The sequence below is a fragment of the Rhodococcus aetherivorans genome (genome assembly GCF_011058165.1).
GTDB lineage: Bacteria > Actinomycetota > Actinomycetes > Mycobacteriales > Mycobacteriaceae > Rhodococcus > Rhodococcus aetherivorans.
This window is the reverse complement of record NZ_JAALEG010000001.1, coordinates 113,176-131,922: the sequence shown is the minus strand read 5'-3', so window position 1 is coordinate 131,922 and position 18,747 is coordinate 113,176. Positions and strand designations below refer to the sequence as shown.

The 18,747-nt window shown below is 71.2% G+C and carries 17 protein-coding genes; 5 read left to right on the top strand and 12 right to left on the bottom strand.

The window, feature by feature from the left end; genetic code table 11:
• Positions 1-109: 109 nt before the first annotated feature.
• Together G6039_RS00600 and G6039_RS00595 are read right to left on the bottom strand one after the other, a co-directional pair.
• Positions 110-1,909 carry an NlpC/P60 family protein gene (locus tag G6039_RS00600; protein WP_043798802.1) on the bottom strand — a complete coding sequence of 600 codons (1,800 nt, stop codon included), beginning with the start codon at positions 1,907-1,909 and terminating at the stop codon, positions 110-112.
• Positions 1,910-2,253: 344 nt separating this feature from the next.
• The gene (locus G6039_RS00595) at positions 2,254-2,799 is read right to left on the bottom strand and encodes an Rv1476 family membrane protein (RefSeq protein ID WP_006939285.1); all 546 of its coding nucleotides are present in this window, start codon (positions 2,797-2,799) and stop codon (positions 2,254-2,256) included.
• Between the two features lie 257 nt (positions 2,800-3,056).
• Between G6039_RS00595 and acnA the strand changes: the two genes are divergently transcribed.
• Both acnA and G6039_RS00585 read left to right on the top strand, forming a co-directional pair.
• On the top strand, positions 3,057-5,861 hold the full coding sequence (gene acnA, locus G6039_RS00590; protein ID WP_006939284.1) for an aconitate hydratase AcnA: 2,805 nt from the start codon (positions 3,057-3,059) through the stop codon (positions 5,859-5,861).
• A gap of 97 nt (positions 5,862-5,958) precedes the next feature.
• Positions 5,959-6,531 (top strand): TetR/AcrR family transcriptional regulator, encoded by a 573-nt coding sequence (locus G6039_RS00585; protein ID WP_006939281.1) that lies wholly within the window; start codon positions 5,959-5,961, stop codon positions 6,529-6,531.
• A gap of 5 nt (positions 6,532-6,536) precedes the next feature.
• Here the strand turns inward: G6039_RS00585 and G6039_RS00580 are convergent, their stop codons facing one another.
• On the bottom strand, positions 6,537-6,782 hold the full coding sequence (locus G6039_RS00580; RefSeq protein ID WP_006939279.1) for a helix-turn-helix domain-containing protein: 246 nt from the start codon (positions 6,780-6,782) through the stop codon (positions 6,537-6,539).
• Between the two features lie 154 nt (positions 6,783-6,936).
• Positions 6,937-8,565: an ABC-F family ATP-binding cassette domain-containing protein gene (locus G6039_RS00575; RefSeq protein WP_043798804.1), complete on the bottom strand. Its 1,629-nt coding sequence runs from the start codon at positions 8,563-8,565 to the stop codon at positions 6,937-6,939.
• Positions 8,566-8,690: 125 nt separating this feature from the next.
• On the opposite strand from G6039_RS00575, the gene G6039_RS00570 reads away from it, so the two are divergent.
• From G6039_RS00570 to ku, 3 genes are read left to right on the top strand one after another with little or no spacing between them, the layout of a single operon-like run.
• A complete protein-coding gene (locus G6039_RS00570) occupies positions 8,691-9,479 on the top strand; it encodes an SDR family oxidoreductase (protein WP_043798805.1) in 789 nt (262 codons plus the stop codon).
• A gap of 3 nt (positions 9,480-9,482) precedes the next feature.
• Complete coding sequence (locus tag G6039_RS00565; protein ID WP_006939274.1) at positions 9,483-10,592, top strand: lycopene cyclase family protein; 1,110 nt, start codon at positions 9,483-9,485, stop codon at positions 10,590-10,592.
• Positions 10,593-10,644: 52 nt separating this feature from the next.
• The gene (gene ku / locus G6039_RS00560; protein WP_043798807.1) at positions 10,645-11,622 is read left to right on the top strand and encodes a non-homologous end joining protein Ku; all 978 of its coding nucleotides are present in this window, start codon (positions 10,645-10,647) and stop codon (positions 11,620-11,622) included.
• 63 nt (positions 11,623-11,685) lie between these two features.
• On the opposite strand, the gene G6039_RS00555 is transcribed toward ku, so the two are convergent.
• The 8 genes from G6039_RS00555 to G6039_RS00520 all read right to left on the bottom strand — a co-directional run bounded on the left by G6039_RS00555 (position 11,686) and on the right by G6039_RS00520 (position 18,711).
• Positions 11,686-12,162, bottom strand: a complete 477-nt coding sequence (locus G6039_RS00555; RefSeq protein WP_029543656.1) for a MarR family winged helix-turn-helix transcriptional regulator — start codon at positions 12,160-12,162, stop codon at positions 11,686-11,688.
• 8 nt (positions 12,163-12,170) lie between these two features.
• Positions 12,171-12,551, bottom strand: a complete 381-nt coding sequence (locus G6039_RS00550) for a metal-sulfur cluster assembly factor (RefSeq protein ID WP_006939268.1) — start codon at positions 12,549-12,551, stop codon at positions 12,171-12,173.
• Positions 12,551-13,048, bottom strand: a complete 498-nt coding sequence (gene sufU, locus G6039_RS00545; protein ID WP_006939267.1) for a Fe-S cluster assembly sulfur transfer protein SufU — start codon at positions 13,046-13,048, stop codon at positions 12,551-12,553. The genes G6039_RS00550 and sufU overlap by 1 nt, the downstream gene beginning before the upstream one ends.
• Complete coding sequence (locus tag G6039_RS00540; protein ID WP_006939266.1) at positions 13,048-14,301, bottom strand: cysteine desulfurase; 1,254 nt, start codon at positions 14,299-14,301, stop codon at positions 13,048-13,050. Before G6039_RS00540 ends, sufU begins: the two co-directional genes overlap by 1 nt.
• A gap of 14 nt (positions 14,302-14,315) precedes the next feature.
• Positions 14,316-15,116 (bottom strand): Fe-S cluster assembly ATPase SufC, encoded by an 801-nt coding sequence (gene sufC / locus G6039_RS00535; RefSeq protein WP_006939265.1) that lies wholly within the window; start codon positions 15,114-15,116, stop codon positions 14,316-14,318.
• A gap of 44 nt (positions 15,117-15,160) precedes the next feature.
• A complete protein-coding gene (sufD, locus tag G6039_RS00530) occupies positions 15,161-16,396 on the bottom strand; it encodes a Fe-S cluster assembly protein SufD (RefSeq protein ID WP_043798812.1) in 1,236 nt (411 codons plus the stop codon).
• On the bottom strand, positions 16,397-17,842 hold the full coding sequence (gene sufB / locus G6039_RS00525; protein WP_029543648.1) for a Fe-S cluster assembly protein SufB: 1,446 nt from the start codon (positions 17,840-17,842) through the stop codon (positions 16,397-16,399).
• A gap of 89 nt (positions 17,843-17,931) precedes the next feature.
• Complete coding sequence (locus G6039_RS00520; protein WP_043798813.1) at positions 17,932-18,711, bottom strand: helix-turn-helix transcriptional regulator; 780 nt, start codon at positions 18,709-18,711, stop codon at positions 17,932-17,934.
• Positions 18,712-18,747 lie beyond the last annotated feature (36 nt).

Below are 18,747 nucleotides of genomic sequence, written 5' to 3'. Positions count from 1 at the left end.
CCTACCCACACCACTATTCCAGGTGCCGGACGCCCCCGCCGTCGCCGAGCCGACGCCCGCGGTCACCGGTGTCGAGCGAGCCCGCCTCCGGCCGGGCCGAAGCGGTGCCTCAGGACACCATCCGTACCACGTACGGGGTCATGCCGTCCCAGCGTACCGGTGAGATCTTCACGTGCGAACCCGACTGCGGCGCCTCGATCATCTGCCCGTCGCCCAGGTATAGGCCCACGTGCTGGCTGGCGTTCGGGCCGTAGAAGATCATGTCGCCGCGGCGCATCTCGGCCGACGGCACCTGCTCGCCCGCGGTGTACTGGTAGCCGGTGTAGTGCGGCAGCGAGATCCCGATCCCGGCGAATGCGTAGATCATCAGCCCGGAGCAGTCGAAGCCGACCTTGTTGTAGTCCCCGTAGCTGTCGGCGACGCCGCCGTCGCGGATGCCGAGGGTCGGACCGTTCTCGTCGCCACCACCCCAGGCGTAGGGCACCCCGATCTGCGACATCGCCCGGTCGATCACCGTTTCGACGGCGGCGGTGCCGCCGAGGGTCGAGCCCGGCTTGGGAGTGGTCCTGGGCCGGCTGCGGGTCGGCGGAGACGTGGTGGTGCCCTCCTCCTCGACCGGGTCGGCGCGGTCGGGGATCGTCGAGTCCTCCGAGTCGGACTCGCCGCTGCCGTCGGTCGTCGGCTCGCCCGATCCGTCGGTGCCGTCCCCCGATCCGTCGGTGCCGTCCCCGGGTCCGTCGGTGCCCGACCCGCCGGTGCCGTCCTCGGATCCGTCGGTGCCCGACCCGTCGGTACCCGACTCGTCCTGCTCGGGCGTGGTGCGGCCCGGCCGGGTGGTGGTCGCGTCGGAGGTGGGTGGCAGCGGCGACTCGAATCCGACCTCGGACTCGCCGGATTCGGCGGCCGCCGGCCGGGGCCGCACGTAGTCGTCGATCTGGGTGTGGGGCCGCTGCCCGTTGGCCAGTTCGGCCGCGCGGGCGCGGGCGTCGGCGTCGGCGGCGACGCGCCGGGCGGCGTCGGCCGCAGCCTGCCGGGCGGCGGTCTCGGCCGCGGCCGCCGCGGCCTCCTCGGCCTGCCGCTGCCGATCCCACTCCGCGTACTGCGCGCGCTGGCCCTCGAGCCCGGTGACGGTGCCGCGGGCCCGGTCGAGTTCGGCCTGCGCCTGCGCGCGGTCCTGTTCGATGCGTTGCTTCTCGGCCGTCTGCGCGGCCAGCGCGGTGCGCGCCTCGGCGATCGCCGCCTCGGCGGCGGCCCGGCGTTCCTCCGCCGCGGCGGCGGCGGCGTCCGCCTCCTGCTTGCTGGCCCGCGCCCGCGAGTCCCGGTTGGCCTGCTCGGTGCGGGCGCGTTCGAGGGCGTCGAGGACGACGGTGCGGCCCGCGGAGAGCAGGCGCATGATCTGGGCGCGGTCGAGCAGGTCGTCGGGACCGGTGGAGCCGATGAACGAGGCGAGGGAGGCGACATTGGTGCCCTGGACGTAGCTGTCGCGGGCGAACGCGTCGAAGTCCTGCTGCGCCTGCCGGATCCGGGTGCCCGCGTCCTTCAGCGCCTGCTGCGACAGGGCGACCGCGTGGGCGGCGGCGTCGGCGGCGTCGCGGGCGGACTGCAGGTCCACGAGGGCACGGTTGACGTTCTCCCGCTTGACCGCGACCTGATTCTCGAGTTCGGCGAGTTGCTGGTCGGCGGTGGCGATCCGGAGGATGAGGCTGCCCACCTGGTCCACCCCGGCGGCGACGGCCACCCCGGCGGCCGCGAGATCGGCATCGCTGGGATTCGGCGGCGGGGACGGTACCGCGCCGGCGGACGCGGCGGTACCCGCGATCAGGGAGGCGGCCAGGCCGAGACCGAGAACCAGCCGGGTCGTGCGGGACAGTCGGCGTCTTCGGGGCGTCCGCGACGGCTGTCGGGACATCGCCTGCCGTATACCGCTACGCCTCACATCGCCCTCCCTCGGTCGCGCCGGCGGGACGCACCCGAGCGCAACCTGGAAAGGGGTCGCCGCAGCAGCGATCCACCGCGGACGAGGCCGCGGTTGCATCGCTCGGCAGCCCGGCGTCGCCTCACGGTTCGCACCGCGACCCGACTCCGGGTATGTGTGACACCCCTTCCCCAAGAGCGCCAAGTGCACCGTACGACACTTTGCACCCCGAGGAAACTCCAGTCACAAATAACAGAAGGGTAATTCGACCTGTGTCAACGCCCTGAACTGTGACGACGGCCACAGTGGTGGCCGGGAAAATTCTCGGTGCGGTCCGGTCAGCGGGCGGGCCGGTCGGCAGCGACCGTCTCCGCCCCGCCGGTGTCGCCGCGGCGACGGACCGCCTTGGCGAGGTACGTGGCCCCCGCCGCGCCCGCGACCGCGAGCAGCAGCAGCACCGTCAGCAGCGTCCAGGGCGGCGCGGGCTCGGTGAGTGCGTCGACGAAGTTGGACGCCGAGACGACCGGATCGCCGGTGTAGGTGCGGTCCTGCGCGGACTCGAGGAGCACCCGGTCGATGCTGTCGCTGTGGGCGCCGGCCCAGCCGGGGCTCAGCACGAGCACGGTGCCGCCGTCCTCGCCGGCGACGTCGGTCGCGAGGTCGCGCAGTTGCGAGTCGAGCCGGGGATCGCGGTCGAGCACGACGATGCTCAGGTCGATGCCGTGCTGTTGCGCGCGTTCGACGACGGCGACCAGGTCGTCGACGCGGTCCGGGGGTGCCGAGACCTGGTCGTCGGCGAGATCGGCGAGGACCTGCTCGAGCGAGACACCCGGGGGGAGGTCGGTGGCCGACGGTGTCAGGACACGTGACAGGGGCGCAGACATCTCTCTCCGTGGGGCTCGACGGCCGCCGCTCGTGCGGCGCCGTTCGTACCCTACGCGACGGCGCCGCGGCGGCGGCCGGACGCCGGATCGGCGGTTGTGTCCCATCGGTTCACAGGACAAGCGTACTGTTAGACTTGCCGCGAGACGCCTCCGACGCCGTCCGGCCCTGTTCTGCGGCCCGGCTCGGCTCCGGGGCCTCGCTTCGGCCGTCGACACAGCCCCGTCGGCGGCGAGCCTCATCGACGAGTGGAGCTGACGTGAGCACCAGTATTGATTCGTTCGGCGCCAAGGGGACGCTGGAGGTCGGAGAGAACTCCTACGAGATCTTCCGCCTCTCGGCCGTTCCGGGCACCGAGAAACTCCCTTACGCACTGAAGGTTCTCGCCGAGAACCTGCTGCGCACCGAAGACGGTGCGAACATCACCGCCGATCACATCCGTGCCATCGCGAGCTGGGATCCGTCGGCCGAGCCGAGCGTCGAGATCCAGTTCACGCCCGCCCGCGTGATCATGCAGGACTTCACCGGCGTGCCCTGCATCGTCGACCTCGCCACGATGCGCGAGGCCGTCGAGACCCTCGGCGGCGACCCGAACAAGGTCAACCCGCTGGCCCCCGCCGAGATGGTCATCGACCACTCCGTGATCATCGACGTCGCCGGCCGCGCCGACGCCTTCGAGCGCAACGTCGACATCGAGTACCAGCGCAACGGGGAGCGCTACCAGTTCCTGCGCTGGGGCCAGGGCGCCTTCGACGACTTCAAGGTCGTCCCGCCCGGCACCGGCATCGTGCACCAGGTCAACATCGAGCACCTCGCGCGCACCGTCATGGTCCGGAACGGCCAGGCCTACCCCGACACCTGCGTCGGCACCGACTCGCACACCACCATGGTCAACGGCCTGGGCGTGCTCGGCTGGGGCGTCGGCGGCATCGAGGCCGAGGCCGCGATGCTCGGCCAGCCGGTCTCCATGCTCATCCCGCGCGTGGTCGGGTTCAAGCTCACCGGTGAGATCAAGCCGGGCGTGACCGCCACCGACGTGGTCCTCACCGTCACCGAGATGCTGCGCAAGCACGGTGTCGTCGGCAAGTTCGTCGAGTTCTACGGCAAGGGCGTCGCCGAGGTGCCGCTGGCCAACCGCGCCACCCTGGGCAACATGAGCCCCGAGTTCGGCTCCACCGCGGCGATCTTCCCGATCGACGAGGAGACCGTGAACTACCTGCGCCTGACCGGCCGCAGCGACGAGCAGCTCGCCCTCGTCGAGGCCTACGCCAAGGAGCAGGGCCTGTGGCACGACGCGGATGTCGAGCCGCAGTACTCCGAGTACCTCGAGCTCGACCTCGGTGACGTGGTTCCGTCCATCGCCGGCCCGAAGCGCCCGCAGGACCGGATCCTGCTGTCGGAGTCGAAGAGCGCCTTCCGCAAGGACATCCACAACTACGTGGAGGAGCACCACCCGGCCGACCACACCCAGCTCGACGAGGCCGTCGAGGAGTCCTTCCCGGCGTCCGACCCGGTCGCCCTGTCCTTCGCCGACGACGGTGCCGTGAATGTCCAGTCGGCCGCGAACGGCTCCGAGGGCCGGCCGACCAAGCCGGTCAAGGTCGTCTCCGAGGAGAAGGGCGAGTTCGTCCTCGACCACGGTGCCGTCGTGATCGCCTCCATCACCTCCTGCACCAACACCTCGAACCCGTCCGTGATGCTCGGCGCCGCGCTGCTCGCCCGCAACGCCGTCGAGAAGGGCCTGTCGGCCAAGCCGTGGGTCAAGACCTCCATGGCCCCCGGCTCGCAGGTCGTCACCGACTACTACGAGAAGGCCGGCCTGTGGCCGTACCTCGAGAAGCTCGGCTTCTACCTCGTCGGCTACGGCTGCGCCACCTGCATCGGCAACTCCGGCCCGCTGGACGAGGCGATCAGCAAGGCCATCAACGACAACGACCTGACGGCCACCGCGGTGCTCTCCGGCAACCGCAACTTCGAGGGTCGCATCTCCCCCGACGTGAAGATGAACTACCTGGCGTCCCCGCCGCTGGTCATCGCCTACGCCCTCGCCGGCACGATGGACTTCGACTTCGAGCACGACGCCCTCGGCCAGGATGCCGACGGCAACGACGTGTTCCTGAAGGACATCTGGCCCTCCGCCCAGGAGATCCAGGACACCATCGGCTCCGCGATCAGCCAGGAGATGTACGTCAAGGGCTACGCGGACGTGTTCAAGGGCGACGAGCGCTGGCGTGGCCTGCCCACCCCGGAGGGCAAGACCTTCGAGTGGGATCCCCAGTCCACCTACGTGCGTAAGCCCCCGTACTTCGAGGGCATGCCCAAGACCCCGGCTCCGGTCACGGACATCAAGGGGGCGCGGGTGCTCGCGCTGCTCGGCGATTCGGTCACCACCGACCACATCTCCCCCGCCGGCAACATCAAGGCGGGCACCCCGGCCGCGCAGTACCTCGAGGCCAACGGTGTCGAGCGCAAGGACTTCAACTCCTACGGCTCGCGGCGCGGCAACCACGAGGTGATGATCCGCGGCACGTTCGCGAACATCCGGCTGCGCAACCAGCTCCTCGACGACGTCTCGGGCGGCTACACCCGCGACTTCACGCAGGACGGCGGCCCGCAGGCGTTCATCTACGACGCGTCGCAGAACTACCAGAAGGCCGGCATCCCGCTGGTCGTGCTGGGCGGCAAGGAGTACGGCTCCGGTTCCTCGCGGGACTGGGCCGCCAAGGGCACCAGCCTGCTCGGCGTCAAGGCCGTCATCACCGAGTCGTTCGAGCGGATCCACCGCTCCAACCTCATCGGCATGGGTGTCGTCCCGCTGCAGTTCCCCGCCGGCGAGTCGGCCGCCTCGCTGAAGCTGAACGGCACCGAGGTCTACGACATCGAGGGCATCGAGAAGCTGAACGAGGGCGTCACCCCGAAGACCGTCAAGGTCACCGCGACCCGGGAGAACGGCGAGAAGGTCGTCTTCGACGCGGTCGTGCGGATCGACACCCCCGGTGAGGCGGACTACTACCGCAACGGCGGCATCCTGCAGTACGTGCTGCGCAACATGATCAAGGGCTGACGTCCGAGATCGGTTCACCGCACACGCAGTGCACCGGCGGCGGGCTCGGGACGTCTCGTCTCGGGCCCGCCGTCTCTTCCCCGAAAGGACGTTCGCGGTGCCCAAGGTCAGTGAGGACCACCTCGCCGCACGCCGGAGTCAGATCCTCGCCGGCGCGCGACGGTGCTTCGCCGAGTTCGGCTACGACGGCGCCACGGTGCGCCGCCTGGAGGACGCCACGGGACTGTCCCGCGGCGCGATCTTCCATCACTTCAAGGACAAGGACGGGCTGTTCCTGGCGCTGGCCCAGGAGGATGCGGCGCGGATGGCCGACGTCGCCGCCGAGCAGGGCCTCGTGCAGGTGATGCGGGACATGCTCGCCTCACCGGAGCAGTTCGACTGGCTCGGCACCCGGCTGGAGATCACCCGGCGCCTGCGCACCGACCCGGACTTCGCGAAGGCGTGGACACAGCACTCCGCCGAGCTGACCAAGGCGACCGTGGGCCGGCTCGAGCGGCAACGCGAAGCCGGCCGGCTGCGCGACGACGTGCCGACCGAGGTGGTGCTCAGCTACCTGGACCTGGTCCTCGACGGCCTCATCGCGCGGCTCGCCTCGGGCACCGCCGACAGCGAACTGTCGGCGGTACTGGACCTGGTCGAGGAGTCCGTGCGACGGACCGCCGCCGGCTGACCCGCTCAGGTCGAGGCGCGCGCCGCGCTCCGCCGGTTCGGTCCGCCCCGGCCACGCAGCGCTACATGGGACTCCACGAGCACGTTGTGCACGAACCCGTAGGAACGGCCCGTCTCCTGCGCCAGCGTCCGGATGCTCGCCCCGGCCTCGTAGCGGCGTTTCAGTTCTGCCTGGAGACGGTCACGCGATTCCCCCGTGACCCGTGTGCCCTTGGTCAGTACATTCCCGGCGTGCCCGGATTTGCGTGCCATCGGATCCTCCCGTCGGCTCGGCAAGGCCCCGCTTCCAGGCTAGTGGACGGGGCGAGGTGCCGGGAGGAATCGCGCAGGTCCGGGCCGCGGCCGCACCCCGCGCCGGCACGATCGGCTCCGGGTACTCCCGCGCACGGTCACGCAGGGCCGGACCTCACGCCAGCTGGATCAGCTCCAGGTACTCCTGCGACCAGTGGTCCTCGGAACCGTCCGGCAGCAGGATCACCCGCTCCGGATCGAGCGCCTCGGCCGCGCCGGGATCGTGGGTGACGAGCACGACCGCACCGGCGTAGCTGCGCAGCGCTTCGAGCACCTGCTCCCGCGAGACCGGATCGAGGTTGTTGGTCGGCTCGTCGAGCAGCAGCACGTTCGCCGCGGACGACACCAGTCCGGCCAGCGCCAGCCGGGTCTTCTCACCGCCGGACAGCGTCCCGGCCGGCTGGTCGAGCTGCGGGCCGGTGAACATGAACGCCCCGAGCAGCCCCCGCAGGTCCTGCTCCCCCGCGTCCGGCGCCGCGTGCCGGATGTTCTCCCACACCGTCGCGTCGTCGTCGAGGGTGTCGTGCTCCTGGGCGAAGTAGCCGATCTTCAGGCCGTGGCCGGGCGCCAGCCGGCCCGCGTCCGGGGTCTCCACCCCCGCGAGCAGGCGCAGCAGCGTGGTCTTTCCGGCACCGTTGAGACCGAGCACGACGACGCGGCTGCCCCGGTCGATCGCCAGGTCCACACCGGTGAAGATCTCCAGCGAGCCGTACACCTTCGTCAGGCTCTCGGCCATGAGCGGGGTCTTGCCACACGGCGCCGGCTCCGGGAACCGGATCTTGGCCACCTTGTCGGCCACCCGCACCTCGTCGAGCTCGGCGAGCAGCTTGTCGGCGCGCTTGGCCATGTTCTGCGCCGCGACGGCCTTGGTGGCCTTCGCGCCGAGCTTGGCCGCCTGCTGCCGCAGGGCGGACGCCTTCTTCTCGGCGTTGGCGCGTTCGCGGCGACGGCGCGCCTCGTCGGTGGCCCGCGCGTCGAGGTACTTCTTCCAGCCCATGTTGTAGATGTCGGCCTCGCCGCGCACCGCGTCGAGGAACCACACCTTGTTCACGACGTCGGCGAGCAGGTCCACGTCGTGGCTGATGACGACCAGGCCGCCGTCGTGGTTCTGCAGGAATCCGCGCAGCCAGGTGATCGAGTCGGCGTCGAGGTGGTTGGTGGGCTCGTCGAGCAGCAGGGTGGTGGTGGACTTGCCGGAGCCGTCGGAGGCGGCGAACAGGATGCGGGCGAGTTCGACGCGGCGGCGCTGACCACCGGACAGGGTGCGCAGGGGCTGGCCCAGGACCCGGTCCGGCAGTCCGAGGCTGGTGCAGATCCGGGCGGCCTCGGACTCGGCCTCGTACCCGCCGAGGGCCGAGAAGCGTTCCTCGAGCGACCCGTACTTGCGTACCGCCCGGTCACGGACGTTCTCGTCGACGGCCTCGGCCATGACGGCCTGCTGCTTCTCCATCGCGCGCAGGATCTCGTCGAGGCCGCGGGCGGAGAGCACACGGTCCTTGGCCAGGACGTCCAGGTTGCCCTCGCGGGGATCCTGCGGCAGGTAGCCGAGGTCGCCGGAGCGGACGACGGCGCCCGCGTACGGCTCGCCCTCCCCCGCGAGGATGCGCAGGGTGGTGGTCTTGCCGGCACCGTTGCGCCCGACCAGCCCGATCCGGTCGCCGGGCTGCACCCGCAGCGCCGGGCCCGGCGCCGAGAGCAGCGTCCGCACGCCGGCGCGGACTTCCAGATCGGTGGCGGTGATCACGCGTGAGGCTCCTCGGGGACGACTCGGATTGGCTGCCAATGATGCCGCAGGGGCAGGCGCACGAACCATTCATTTTACCGTGTCCACCCCGGGATGCCGGGGTGAGATGCGCTACGTTCGCCGGCATGACCACTTCCCCCGACACCTCCCCCGGCTCCGACCTCACGGGCCGCGCGGCGCTGGTCACCGGAGCGAGCCGCGGGATCGGCAAGGCGATCGCCGCGGCGCTGCTCGCCCGCGGCGCGAGCGTGGCCCTCACGGCCCGCCACGCCGAGCCGCTCGCCGAGGCCGCCGGCGAGCTGCGCGCCCTCGGACACGGCGGGCAGGTGCTCGAGCTGCCCGGTAACGCCGGGGACGCCGACACCCGCGCCGAGGCGGTGCGCCGCACCGTCGCCGAGCTCGGCGGGCTCGACATCCTGATCAACAACACCGGCATCAACCCCGTCTACGGGGCGTTGATGGACGCCGACCTGGACGCCGTCCGCAAGATCTTCGACGTCAACGTCGTCGCCGCGCTGGGATTCGTGCAGCAGGCCTACCGCGCGTGGATGGCCGAGCACGGCGGTTCCGTGATCAACGTCGCGAGCGTGGCGGGCCTGCGCTCGACCGGCGTGATCGCCGCGTACGGGGCGTCGAAGGCGGCGCTGATCCGGCTGACCGAGGAGCTGGCCTGGCAGCTGGGGCCGGGCGTGCGCGTCAACGCGGTCGCGCCCGGGGTGGTGAAGACGAGGTTCGCGGCCGCGCTCGTCGCCGGCGGTGAGGACACCGCCGCCGCCCGATACCCGATGGGCCGCCTCGGCACGCCCGAGGACGTCGCCGAGCTGGTCGCGTTCCTGGTCTCCGATGCGGCCGGCTGGATCACCGGGGAGACTGTGCGGGTGGACGGTGGACTGCTGGCGACGGGAGCGATGTAGCGGGTGATAGACGCGGAGGTGCTGGTCGTCGGGCTCGGGCCGGCGGGGCGTGCGGTGGCACACCGGGCGGTCGCCGCGGGTCTCGACGTGCTGGCCGTGGACCCGCAGCCGGATCGGCCGTGGACTGCGACGTATGCGGCGTGGCTCGACGAGCTGCCGTCGTGGCTGCCCCCCTCGGTGCTCGCGGCGCGGGTGGACGAGCCGGCGGCGTGGACGGTGCGGCCACACCGGATCGAGCGCCCCTACGGTGTGTTCGATGCGTCGGCACTGCAGCGAAGCCTGGCGCTGGAGCCGGCGCGGGTACGGGCCGGCCGGGTGGACGCCGTCGCCCCGGATCGCGTCACCCTCGCGGACGGAAGCGTGCTGCGGGCCCGGAGCGTGATCGACGCGCGCGGGGTGCCCGCCGACCGCTCCCGCGCCCAGCAGACCGCCTTCGGGGTCACGGTCGACACCGCCACTGCCGCACCCGTGCTGGAGGGCCGCGCCGCCTGGTTCATGGACTGGCGGCGCGACAACCGCACCCGCTCCGGGGATGCGCCGTCGTTCCTGTACGCGGTGCCGCTCGGCGGCGGCCGGGTGCTGCTGGAGGAGACCTGCCTGGTGGGGCGGCCCGCCATTCCGCTCGCCGAGTTGCGGCGCCGCCTCGAGGCCCGGCTCGCCGCGCGCGGGGTCACGCTGAGCGGGACGGAGCCGGTGGAGCGGGTGCGGTTCGCCGTGCAACCCCCGCCGGGGTCGGCGCGCGGGGTGGCCCGGTTCGGCGCCCGCGGCGGGCTGATGCACCCGGGCACCGGCTACGCGGTGGCGGCGTCGCTGGCGGCGGCCGATCCGGTGGCGCACGCGCTCGCCGGGGGCCGCAGCGCCACGGCGGCGTTGTGGTCCCCGTCCGCGCGTGCGGTCGCGCAGCTGCGCGCCTCGGGGCTGCGGGTGCTGCTGGGACTACGCCCGGAACAGACCCCGGCGTTCTTCGCGGGGTTCTTCACGCTGCCACCGGAACGCCAGCGCTCCTACCTGTCGGGCCGCACCGACCTCGGCGGGACGGTGGCGGCGATGACCCGGATGTTCGCGACGGGTTCGCCGGCGTTGCGCGGGGCGATGCTGCGCGCCCTGTGGTGAGGAGTTCGCCCGGTTCCGCGCGGCGGGCGCCGATCTCGATCATGATGGAACCATGCGTTCGATCTGGAAGGGTTCCATCGCGTTCGGGCTGGTGAACGTGCCGGTGAAGGTGTATTCGGCCACGGAGAGCCACGACATCCGGTTCCACCAGGTGCATGCGAAGGACGGCGGGCGGATCAAGTACGACCGGATCTGCACCGAGTGCGGCGAGTCGGTGCCCTACGCCGAGATCGACAAGGCCTACGACTCCGACGAGGGCGTGCGGGTCGTGCTCGCCGACGAGGACTTCGACAAGCTGCCCGTCGCGGAGAAACACGAGATCCCGGTGCTGCAGTTCGTCCCGACCGAGCAGATCGACCCGATCCTGTTCGAGAAGTCGTACTACCTCGAGCCGGACTCGTCGTCGCCGAAGGCGTACACGCTGCTGGCCGAGACGCTCACGCAGACCGATCGCACCGCACTGGTGCACTTCACGCTGCGGCAGCGCACCCGGCTGGCGGCGCTGCGCAACCGCGACGGCGTGCTCGTGCTGCAGACCCTGCTGTGGCCGGACGAGGTGCGGTCGGTGGCGTTCCCGGTGCTCGACGACGCGGAGCCGCCGAAGCAGAAGGAACTGGCGATGGCGGAGATGCTCGTCGAGTCGATGGCCGACGACTTCCGTCCGGACGAGTTCACCGACGAGTACCAGGTCGAGCTGCGGTCGCTGATCGACGACATCATCGCCCGGGGCGGCGAGAAGGTGCTGCCGGTGACCCCGGCGGGGGAACCCGCCGCCGAGGACGCCGAGGTGCTGGACCTGGTGGCTGCGCTGCAGCGCAGCGTGGACGCCGCCGCGGCCGGCGACGAGTCGGGCGCGGCCGCGCCCGCCCGGGGCGCGGCGGCGAAGAAGACACCCGCCAGGAAGAGCGCCGCGAAGAAGACGCCGGCGAAGAAGACCACGGCCGAGAAGCCCACCGCGAAGAAGACGGCGGCGAAGAAGACCACCGAGAAGGCCCCCGCGAAGAAGTCCACCGCGCGCAAGCGGGCCTGAGGCCCCGGCACCGGCCGGGGCCTCAGGTGTCGGATGGGTGCCGGCCGCGGCCGGCACCACATCTCAGTCCAGTCCGTCGCCGAGGCGGCGCAGGAGCGCCGTGAGCTGCTCCACGTCGGCCGTGTCCCATGCGGACAGCCGGCGACGCCACCGCGCCGTCTGCTCGCGCTGCAACGCGGTCAGCCGCTCCCGGCCTTCCGGGGTGAGCGCCACGAGCCGCGCCCGCGCGTCCTGCGGGTCCGTCGTCCGCTCGACCAGGCCGAGCCGGGCGGCGGCGTCGATGCGCCGCGTCAACGTCGACTTCTCGATGGCGAGATCCGCGAGCAGCTCCGACATCGCCACCGCGTCGGCGCGGCCGAGCAGCACCAGCAGCGGGTAGCACGCCGGATCCAGCCGGGGGTGGACGGCGCGGGCCCGCTCCCCCATCTGTGCCCGGCCGCGGCGCATCAGCGCCATGAACTCGTGTTCGAGGGCGGTGATCGGATCCGGGGAGCTGCCGGCCCCCGGATCCGGGGGCGCCTGGGAGCTGGGCCGGGTCACCGGCCGCGTCAGACGGTGAAGCCGAGCGCGCGCAGCTGCTCGCGACCGTCCTCGGTGATCTTGTCCGGCCCCCACGGCGGCATCCACACCCAGTTGATGCGCAGCTCGTCGCACAGGCCGCTGCGGACGAGAGCGTTGCGGGACTGGTCCTCGATCACATCGGTGAGCGGGCAGGCCGCCGACGTGAGCGTCATGTCGATGGTGACGGCCTCGTCGTCCTCGGTGATGCCGTAGACCAGGCCCAGGTCGACGACGTTGATTCCGAGCTCGGGATCGACGACGTCGCGCATCGCCTCCTCGAGCTCCTCGAACCGCTCGGGGTCGAGGGTGGGAGCCGCGTCCGGGGCTGCGGCGGTGGTCTCGTCCGCCGGGGTCACGGGTTCGGTCATCAGTTCTGTCCTCCGCTGGCTACGGGTGCGGTGCTGTGAGTGCTGTGGGTGCTGTGGATGCTGTCGGCGATCTGCACGACGGCGTCCTTGAAGGCCATCCAGCCCAGCAGCGCACACTTCACGCGCGCCGGGTATTTCGAGACGCCGGCGAAGGCGATGCCGTCGCCGAGTACGTCCTCGTCGCCCTCGACGGTCCCGCGGCTGCCGACCATCTCCGCGAACGCGTCGACGGTGGCCAGGGCCCGGTCCAGCGGCTCCCCGATCACCTGGTCGGTGAGCACCGAGGTGGACGCCTGGCTGATCGAGCAGCCCTGCCCGTCGTAGGAGACGTCCGCGACGGTGCCGTCGTCGGCGAGATGCACCCGCAGCGTCACCTCGTCGCCGCAGGTGGGGTTCACGTGGTGCACCTCCGCGCCGTAGGGCTCGCGCAGACCCCGGTGGTGCGGGTGCTTGTAGTGGTCCAGGATGACCTCCTGGTACATCTGCTCCATCCGCATCAGCGCGCTCCGAAGAAGGCCTGGGCCCGGCGGATCGCCGCGCCGAGCGCGGCCACCTCGTCGAGCGTGTTGTACACGGCGAAGGAGGCGCGGGCGGTCGCCGCGACCCCGAATCGACGGTGCAGCGGCCACGCGCAGTGGTGCCCGACGCGGATCTCGACGCCCTCGTCGTCGAGGATCTGCCCGAGATCGTGCGCGTGGATGCCGTCGACGACGAACGACACCGCCCCGCCGCGCTGCTCGGCCGTGGTGGGGCCGACGATCCGCACACCGTCGATGCCGGCGAGTTCGGCGAGGGCCGCCGCGGTGAGCTCGTGCTCGTGCGCGGCGACGGCGTCCATGCCGATCTGCTGCAGGTACCGCACCGCGGCGCCGAGACCGACGGCCTGCGACGACATCGGCGAGCCGGCCTCGAAGCGCTGCGGCGGCGGCGCGAACGTCGACGCCTCCATGGTGACGGTTTCGATCATCGAGCCGCCGGTGATGAACGGCGGCACGTCGGCGAGCAGCTCACGGCGGCCGTAGAGGACGCCGACGCCGGAGGGGCCGAACATCTTGTGGCCGGAGAACGCGGCGAAGTCGACGCCGAGCGCGTGGAAGTCCACGCTCATGTGCGGCACGGACTGGCAGGCGTCGAGCACGACGATCGCGTCGACGGCCTTCGCGCGCCGTACCAGCTCCTCGACCGGCGCCACGGCCCCGGTGACGTTGGACTGGTGGGTGAAGGCGACGACCTTGACCCGGTCGGTGAGTTCGAGGGAGTCGACGTCGATGCGGCCGTCGTCGGTCACGCCGAACCAGCGCAGCGTCGCGCCGGTGCGCCGGGCGAGTTCCTGCCAGGGCACCAGGTTGGCGTGGTGTTCGAGTTCGGTGACGACGATCTCGTCGCCGGGCCCGAGGCGCCGCGGGAACCGGGCGTCGGCGAAGGCGTAGGCGACGAGGTTGAGCGATTCGGTGGCGTTCTTGGTGAACACCACCTCGTCGGGATCCGCGCCGACGAAGTCGGCGATCACGGCGCGGGCGCCCTCGTAGGCGTCGGTGGCCTCCTCGGAGAGCTCGTGCGCTCCCCGGTGCACGGCCGCGTTGCAGGTGGTCAGGAACGCCCGTTCGGCGTCGAGGACCTGCGTCGGGCGCTGCGAGGTGGCCCCGGAGTCGAGGTAGACCAGGGGCTTTCCGTCGCGCACCGTGCGCCCGAGGATCGGGAAGTCGGCCCGGATCCGGGCGACGTCCACCGTGGGCACCTGCACCGTCATCGGCTCACTGCTCCTTACTTGTCGGCACCCGCGGCCGCGGCGGCGGCCTGGGTGAAGCGCACGTAACCGTTGGTCTCGAGTTCCTCGGCCAGCTCCGCGCCGCCGGACTCGACGACGCGGCCGCCGACGAACACGTGCACGAACTGCGGCTTGATGTAGCGCAGGATGCGGGTGTAGTGGGTGATCAGCAGCACGCCGCCGTGCTCGCGTTCCTGGTAGCGGTTGACGCCCTCGGACACCACGCGCAGCGCGTCGACGTCGAGGCCGGAGTCGGTCTCGTCGAGGATGGCGATCTTCGGCGCGAGCAGGCCCAGCTGCAGGATCTCGTGGCGCTTCTTCTCGCCACCGGAGAAGCCCTCGTTGACGGAGCGGTCACCGAACGCCGGGTCGATGTCGAGTTCGGTCATCGCCGACTTGACCTCCTTGACCCAGTGCCGCAGCTTCGGCGCCTCGCCGCGGACCGCGGTCGCGGCGGTGCGCAGGAAGTTCGACATGGACACGCCCGGAACCTCGACGGGGTACTGCATGGCCAGGAACAGGCCGGCGCGGGCCCGCTCGTCCACGCTCATCGCGAGCACGTCCTCGCCGTTGAGGGTGATCGACCCGGAGGTCACCTCGTACTTGGGGTGGCCGGCGATGGCGTACGACAGGGTGGACTTGCCCGACCCGTTGGGGCCCATGATGGCGTGCGTCTCCCCGGACCGGACGGTGAGGTTCACGCCCTTGAGGATGTTGATCGGCTCGGCGTTGTCGTCGGTCTGGGCGACGCGGACGTGCAGGTCCTTGATCTCGAGGACGTTCTGCTCGGGGGACATGTCGGTAACGGTTCCTTCGCGAAGATGGGGAGAACGGGTGGGGGTCAGGCGCCGACGGCGGCGAGCTCGGCCTCGATGGCGGCCTCGAGCCGCTCCCGGACGGCGGGCACGGTGATCTTCTCGACGAGTTCGTGGAAGAATCCGCGGACCACCAGGCGGCGCGCCTGCTCCTCGGAGATGCCGCGGGCACGCAGGTAGAACAGCTGCTCGTCGTCGAACCGGCCGGTGGCGCTGGCGTGACCGGCGCCGACGATCTCGCCGGTCTCGATCTCGAGGTTGGGCACCGAGTCGGCGCGGGCACCGTCGGTGAGCACCAGGTTGCGGTTCAGCTCGAAGGTGTCGGTGCCCTCGGCCTCGGCGCGGATGAGCACGTCCCCGATCCACACGGTGTGCGCGTCCGGCTTGCCGGAGCCCGGATCGCCCTGCAGGGCACCCTTGTACACCACGTTGGACTTGCAGTGCGGCTGCGCGTGGTCCACGAGCAGGCGCTGCTCGAGGTGCTGGCCGGCGTCGGCGAAGTACAGACCGAGCATTTCGGCGTCGCCACCGGGCGCGTCGTACCTGACGGTCGGCGACACGCGCACGAGGTCACCGCCGAGGCCGACGGTGAAGTGCCGCAGCACGGCGTCGCGGCCGAGGCGGGCGTGGTGGGCCGTCACGTGTACCGCATCGTCGGCCCAGTCCTGGATGGCGACGATGTTCAGGCGCGAGCTGTCGCCGAGGACGAACTCGACGTTCTCCGCGTAGGTGCCGGAACCGCGCTGGTCGAGGACGACGGTGACCGACGCGAACGGCTCGAGCCGCACCTGCAGGTGTCCGAACGCGACCTTCCCCTCCCCGGGGCCGGTGACGGTGATCGTGACCGGCTCGGTGACCTCGACCTCGCGGCCGACGGTGACGACGGTGGCGGTGGTGAAGCCCGAGTAGGCCTGGGCGGCGACACGGTCGGCCGGCACGCCGCCTTGGCCGAGGCGGGCATCGTCGCGGCCGACGGTCTCGACCTGCACCCCCTCGACGGGGGTGACCTCGACGGTGGGGGCGCCGTCGGCGACCGCGGTGCCGTCGTGCAGGCCCCGCAGCCGGCGCAGCGGGGTGAACCGCCAGGCCTCGTCGCGACCGGAGGGGATCTCGAAGGCGTTCACGTCGAACGACGTGAAGACCTCCCCCTTGTTGACGGCCGGCCCGCGGGCGGTCTTGATCGCGGGCCCGGCGGCGTTCTCCGAGCGCACGGCTCCCTGCACCCCGGTGGCGGTGGGGGTGTTCTTCGCTTCCGCAGTCATTTAGCCGACTGCCCCTTCCATCTGCAGTTCGATCAGGCGGTTGAGCTCGAGCGCGTACTCCATCGGCAGTTCCTTGGCGATGGGCTCGACGAAGCCGCGCACCACCATCGCCATCGCCTCGTCCTCGGTCAGTCCGCGGCTCATCAGGTAGAACAGCTGGTCGTCGGAGACCTTGGAGACGGTCGCCTCGTGGCCCATCGTCACGTCGTCCTCACGGATGTCGACGTACGGGTAGGTGTCCGAGCGGGAGATCTGGTCGACGAGCAGTGCATCGCACTTGACGGTCGACTTCGACCCGTGGGCGCCCTTGTTGACCTGGACCAGGCCGCGGTAGGAGGCGCGACCGCCGCCGCGGGCCACCGACTTCGACACGATGGTCGAGGAGGTGTGCGGCGCCAGGTGCAGCATCTTCGCGCCGGTGTCCTGGTGCTGGCCCTCGCCGGCGAACGCCACGGACAGCACCTCGCCGCGGGCGTGCTCACCCATCATCCACACGGCCGGGTACTTCATGGTGACCTTGGAACCGATGTTGCCGTCGATCCACTCCATCGAGCCGCCGGCCTCGACCTTGGTGCGCTTGGTGACGAGGTTGTAGACGTTGTTCGACCAGTTCTGGATGGTCGTGTAGCGGCAGTGCCCGCCCTTCTTGACGATGATCTCCACCACCGCCGAGTGCAGCGAGTCCGACTTGTAGATCGGGGCGGTGCAGCCCTCGACGTAGTGCACGGAGGCGCCCTCGTCGACGATGATCAGGGTCCGCTCGAACTGGCCCATGTTCTCGGTGTTGATCCGGAAGTAGGCCTGCAGCGGGATGTCGACGTGCACGCCGGGCGGGACGTAGATGAACGAGCCGCCCGACCACACGGCGGTGTTCAGCGCGGAGAACTTGTTGTCGCCGGCCGGGATGACCGACCCGAAGTACTCCTTGAAGATCTCCGGGTGCTCGCGCAGGCCGGTGTCGGTGTCGAGGAAGATCACACCCTGGGACTCGAGGTCCTCACGGATCTGGTGGTAGACCACCTCCGACTCGTACTGCGCGGCGACACCGGCGACGAGGCGCTGCTTCTCCGCCTCGGGGATGCCGAGCCGGTCGTAGGTGTTCTTGATGTCCTCGGGCAGCTCTTCCCAGCTCGCGGCCTGCTTCTCGGTGGAGCGCACGAAGTACTTGATGTTGTCGAAGTCGATGCCCTCCAGGTTCGAGCCCCACACCGGCATCGGCTTCTTCTCGAAGGTGCGCAGCGCCTTGAGGCGGATGTCGAGCATCCACTCGGGCTCGTCCTTCTTCGCGGAGATGTCGCGCACGACCGCCTCGGACAGGCCTCGCTGGGCCGTGGCGCCGGCGGCGTCGGAATCCGACCAGCCGTAGCCGTAGTGACCGAGGGACGCGATGGTCTCCTCCTGTGTCAGCGGCGTGCCGGCCGACGCCTGATCCGATGTGACGGTCATGTGAGCTCCTTCCGGAGTCTTGTTCGGTGCCGGCGAGGGCTGATCGCCGGCGGACAACGTGTTGCTCTGTCGGGGGAAGCGGGTCGTGCTCAGGTCTTGCCGATGTCCGGCGGCAGCACCGGGACGTGGGTGGTGCAGAAACTGTCGCCGTTGGCGATGGTCGCCAGCCGCTGCACATGGGTGCCCAGGATCTCGGTGAACGCCTCCCGTTCGGCCTCGCACAGCTCCGGGAACTGCTCGGCCACGTGCGAGACCGGGCAGTGGTGCTGGCAGATCTGCACGCCGGTGCCCACCCGCCGGGTCGACGCCGCGAACCCGGCGTCGGTGAACGCCGCCGCGATGTCCTCGGCGGTGGCCTCGATCTCGGTGGCGCTCCCGGACTCCGCGGGCGGGACCCCGCCGAGGATGGACTGCACGCGCCGCCGGGCGAAGTCCTCGATGGCGGCCTCGCCGCCGACCTCCCGCAGGTGCCGCATCGCAGCACTGGCGAGGTCGTCGTAGGAGTGTCCCAGCCGGGCCCGGCCCACCGCGGTGAGCTGGAATCGGCGCGCCGGCCGTCCCCGTCCCCGGCCCTCCCGCCGCGGCGGCGGAGCGGCCTGGGCCTCGCCGGTGTCGATGAGGGCGTCGAGGTGGCGGCGCACCCCGGCCGCGCTCAGGCCGAGCCGGGCACCGATCTCGGTGGCCGTGATCGGACCCTCCTCGAGCAGCAGCTGCACCACCGCCGCCCGGGTCTGGCCCTCGTGCGCGCCCGGCGCCTGAGTGACCGGGAACGCGGCGACAGGCGTGTGACCTGCGCGTTCCTCGTGCACCCGGGCAGCGGACGTCGTTTTCACAACACCAGTGTGACGGAATTCCCCGGGCCGGTCCACAAAGGGTGCCCTACCTAACTGCGGCGGGGCCCGGTT

Bases quoted from the DNA above. Each gene is read 5' to 3' on its own strand.
- G6039_RS00570 (WP_043798805.1), top strand. From the start codon at position 8,691: ATGACCACTTCCCCCGACACCTCCCCCGGCTCCGACCTCACGGGCCGC.
- G6039_RS00540 (WP_006939266.1), bottom strand. From the start codon at position 14,301: ATGACGGTGCAGGTGCCCACGGTGGACGTCGCCCGGATCCGGGCCGAC.
- G6039_RS00595 (WP_006939285.1), bottom strand. From the start codon at position 2,799: ATGTCTGCGCCCCTGTCACGTGTCCTGACACCGTCGGCCACCGACCTC.
- ku (WP_043798807.1), top strand. From the start codon at position 10,645: ATGCGTTCGATCTGGAAGGGTTCCATCGCGTTCGGGCTGGTGAACGTG.
- G6039_RS00550 (WP_006939268.1), bottom strand. From the start codon at position 12,551: ATGACCGAACCCGTGACCCCGGCGGACGAGACCACCGCCGCAGCCCCG.
- G6039_RS00600 (WP_043798802.1), bottom strand. From the start codon at position 1,909: ATGTCCCGACAGCCGTCGCGGACGCCCCGAAGACGCCGACTGTCCCGC.
- sufB (WP_029543648.1), bottom strand. From the start codon at position 17,842: ATGACCGTCACATCGGATCAGGCGTCGGCCGGCACGCCGCTGACACAG.
- G6039_RS00580 (WP_006939279.1), bottom strand. From the start codon at position 6,782: ATGGCACGCAAATCCGGGCACGCCGGGAATGTACTGACCAAGGGCACA.
- sufD (WP_043798812.1), bottom strand. From the start codon at position 16,396: ATGACTGCGGAAGCGAAGAACACCCCCACCGCCACCGGGGTGCAGGGA.
- sufU (WP_006939267.1), bottom strand. From the start codon at position 13,048: ATGCGGATGGAGCAGATGTACCAGGAGGTCATCCTGGACCACTACAAG.
- sufC (WP_006939265.1), bottom strand. From the start codon at position 15,116: ATGTCCCCCGAGCAGAACGTCCTCGAGATCAAGGACCTGCACGTCCGC.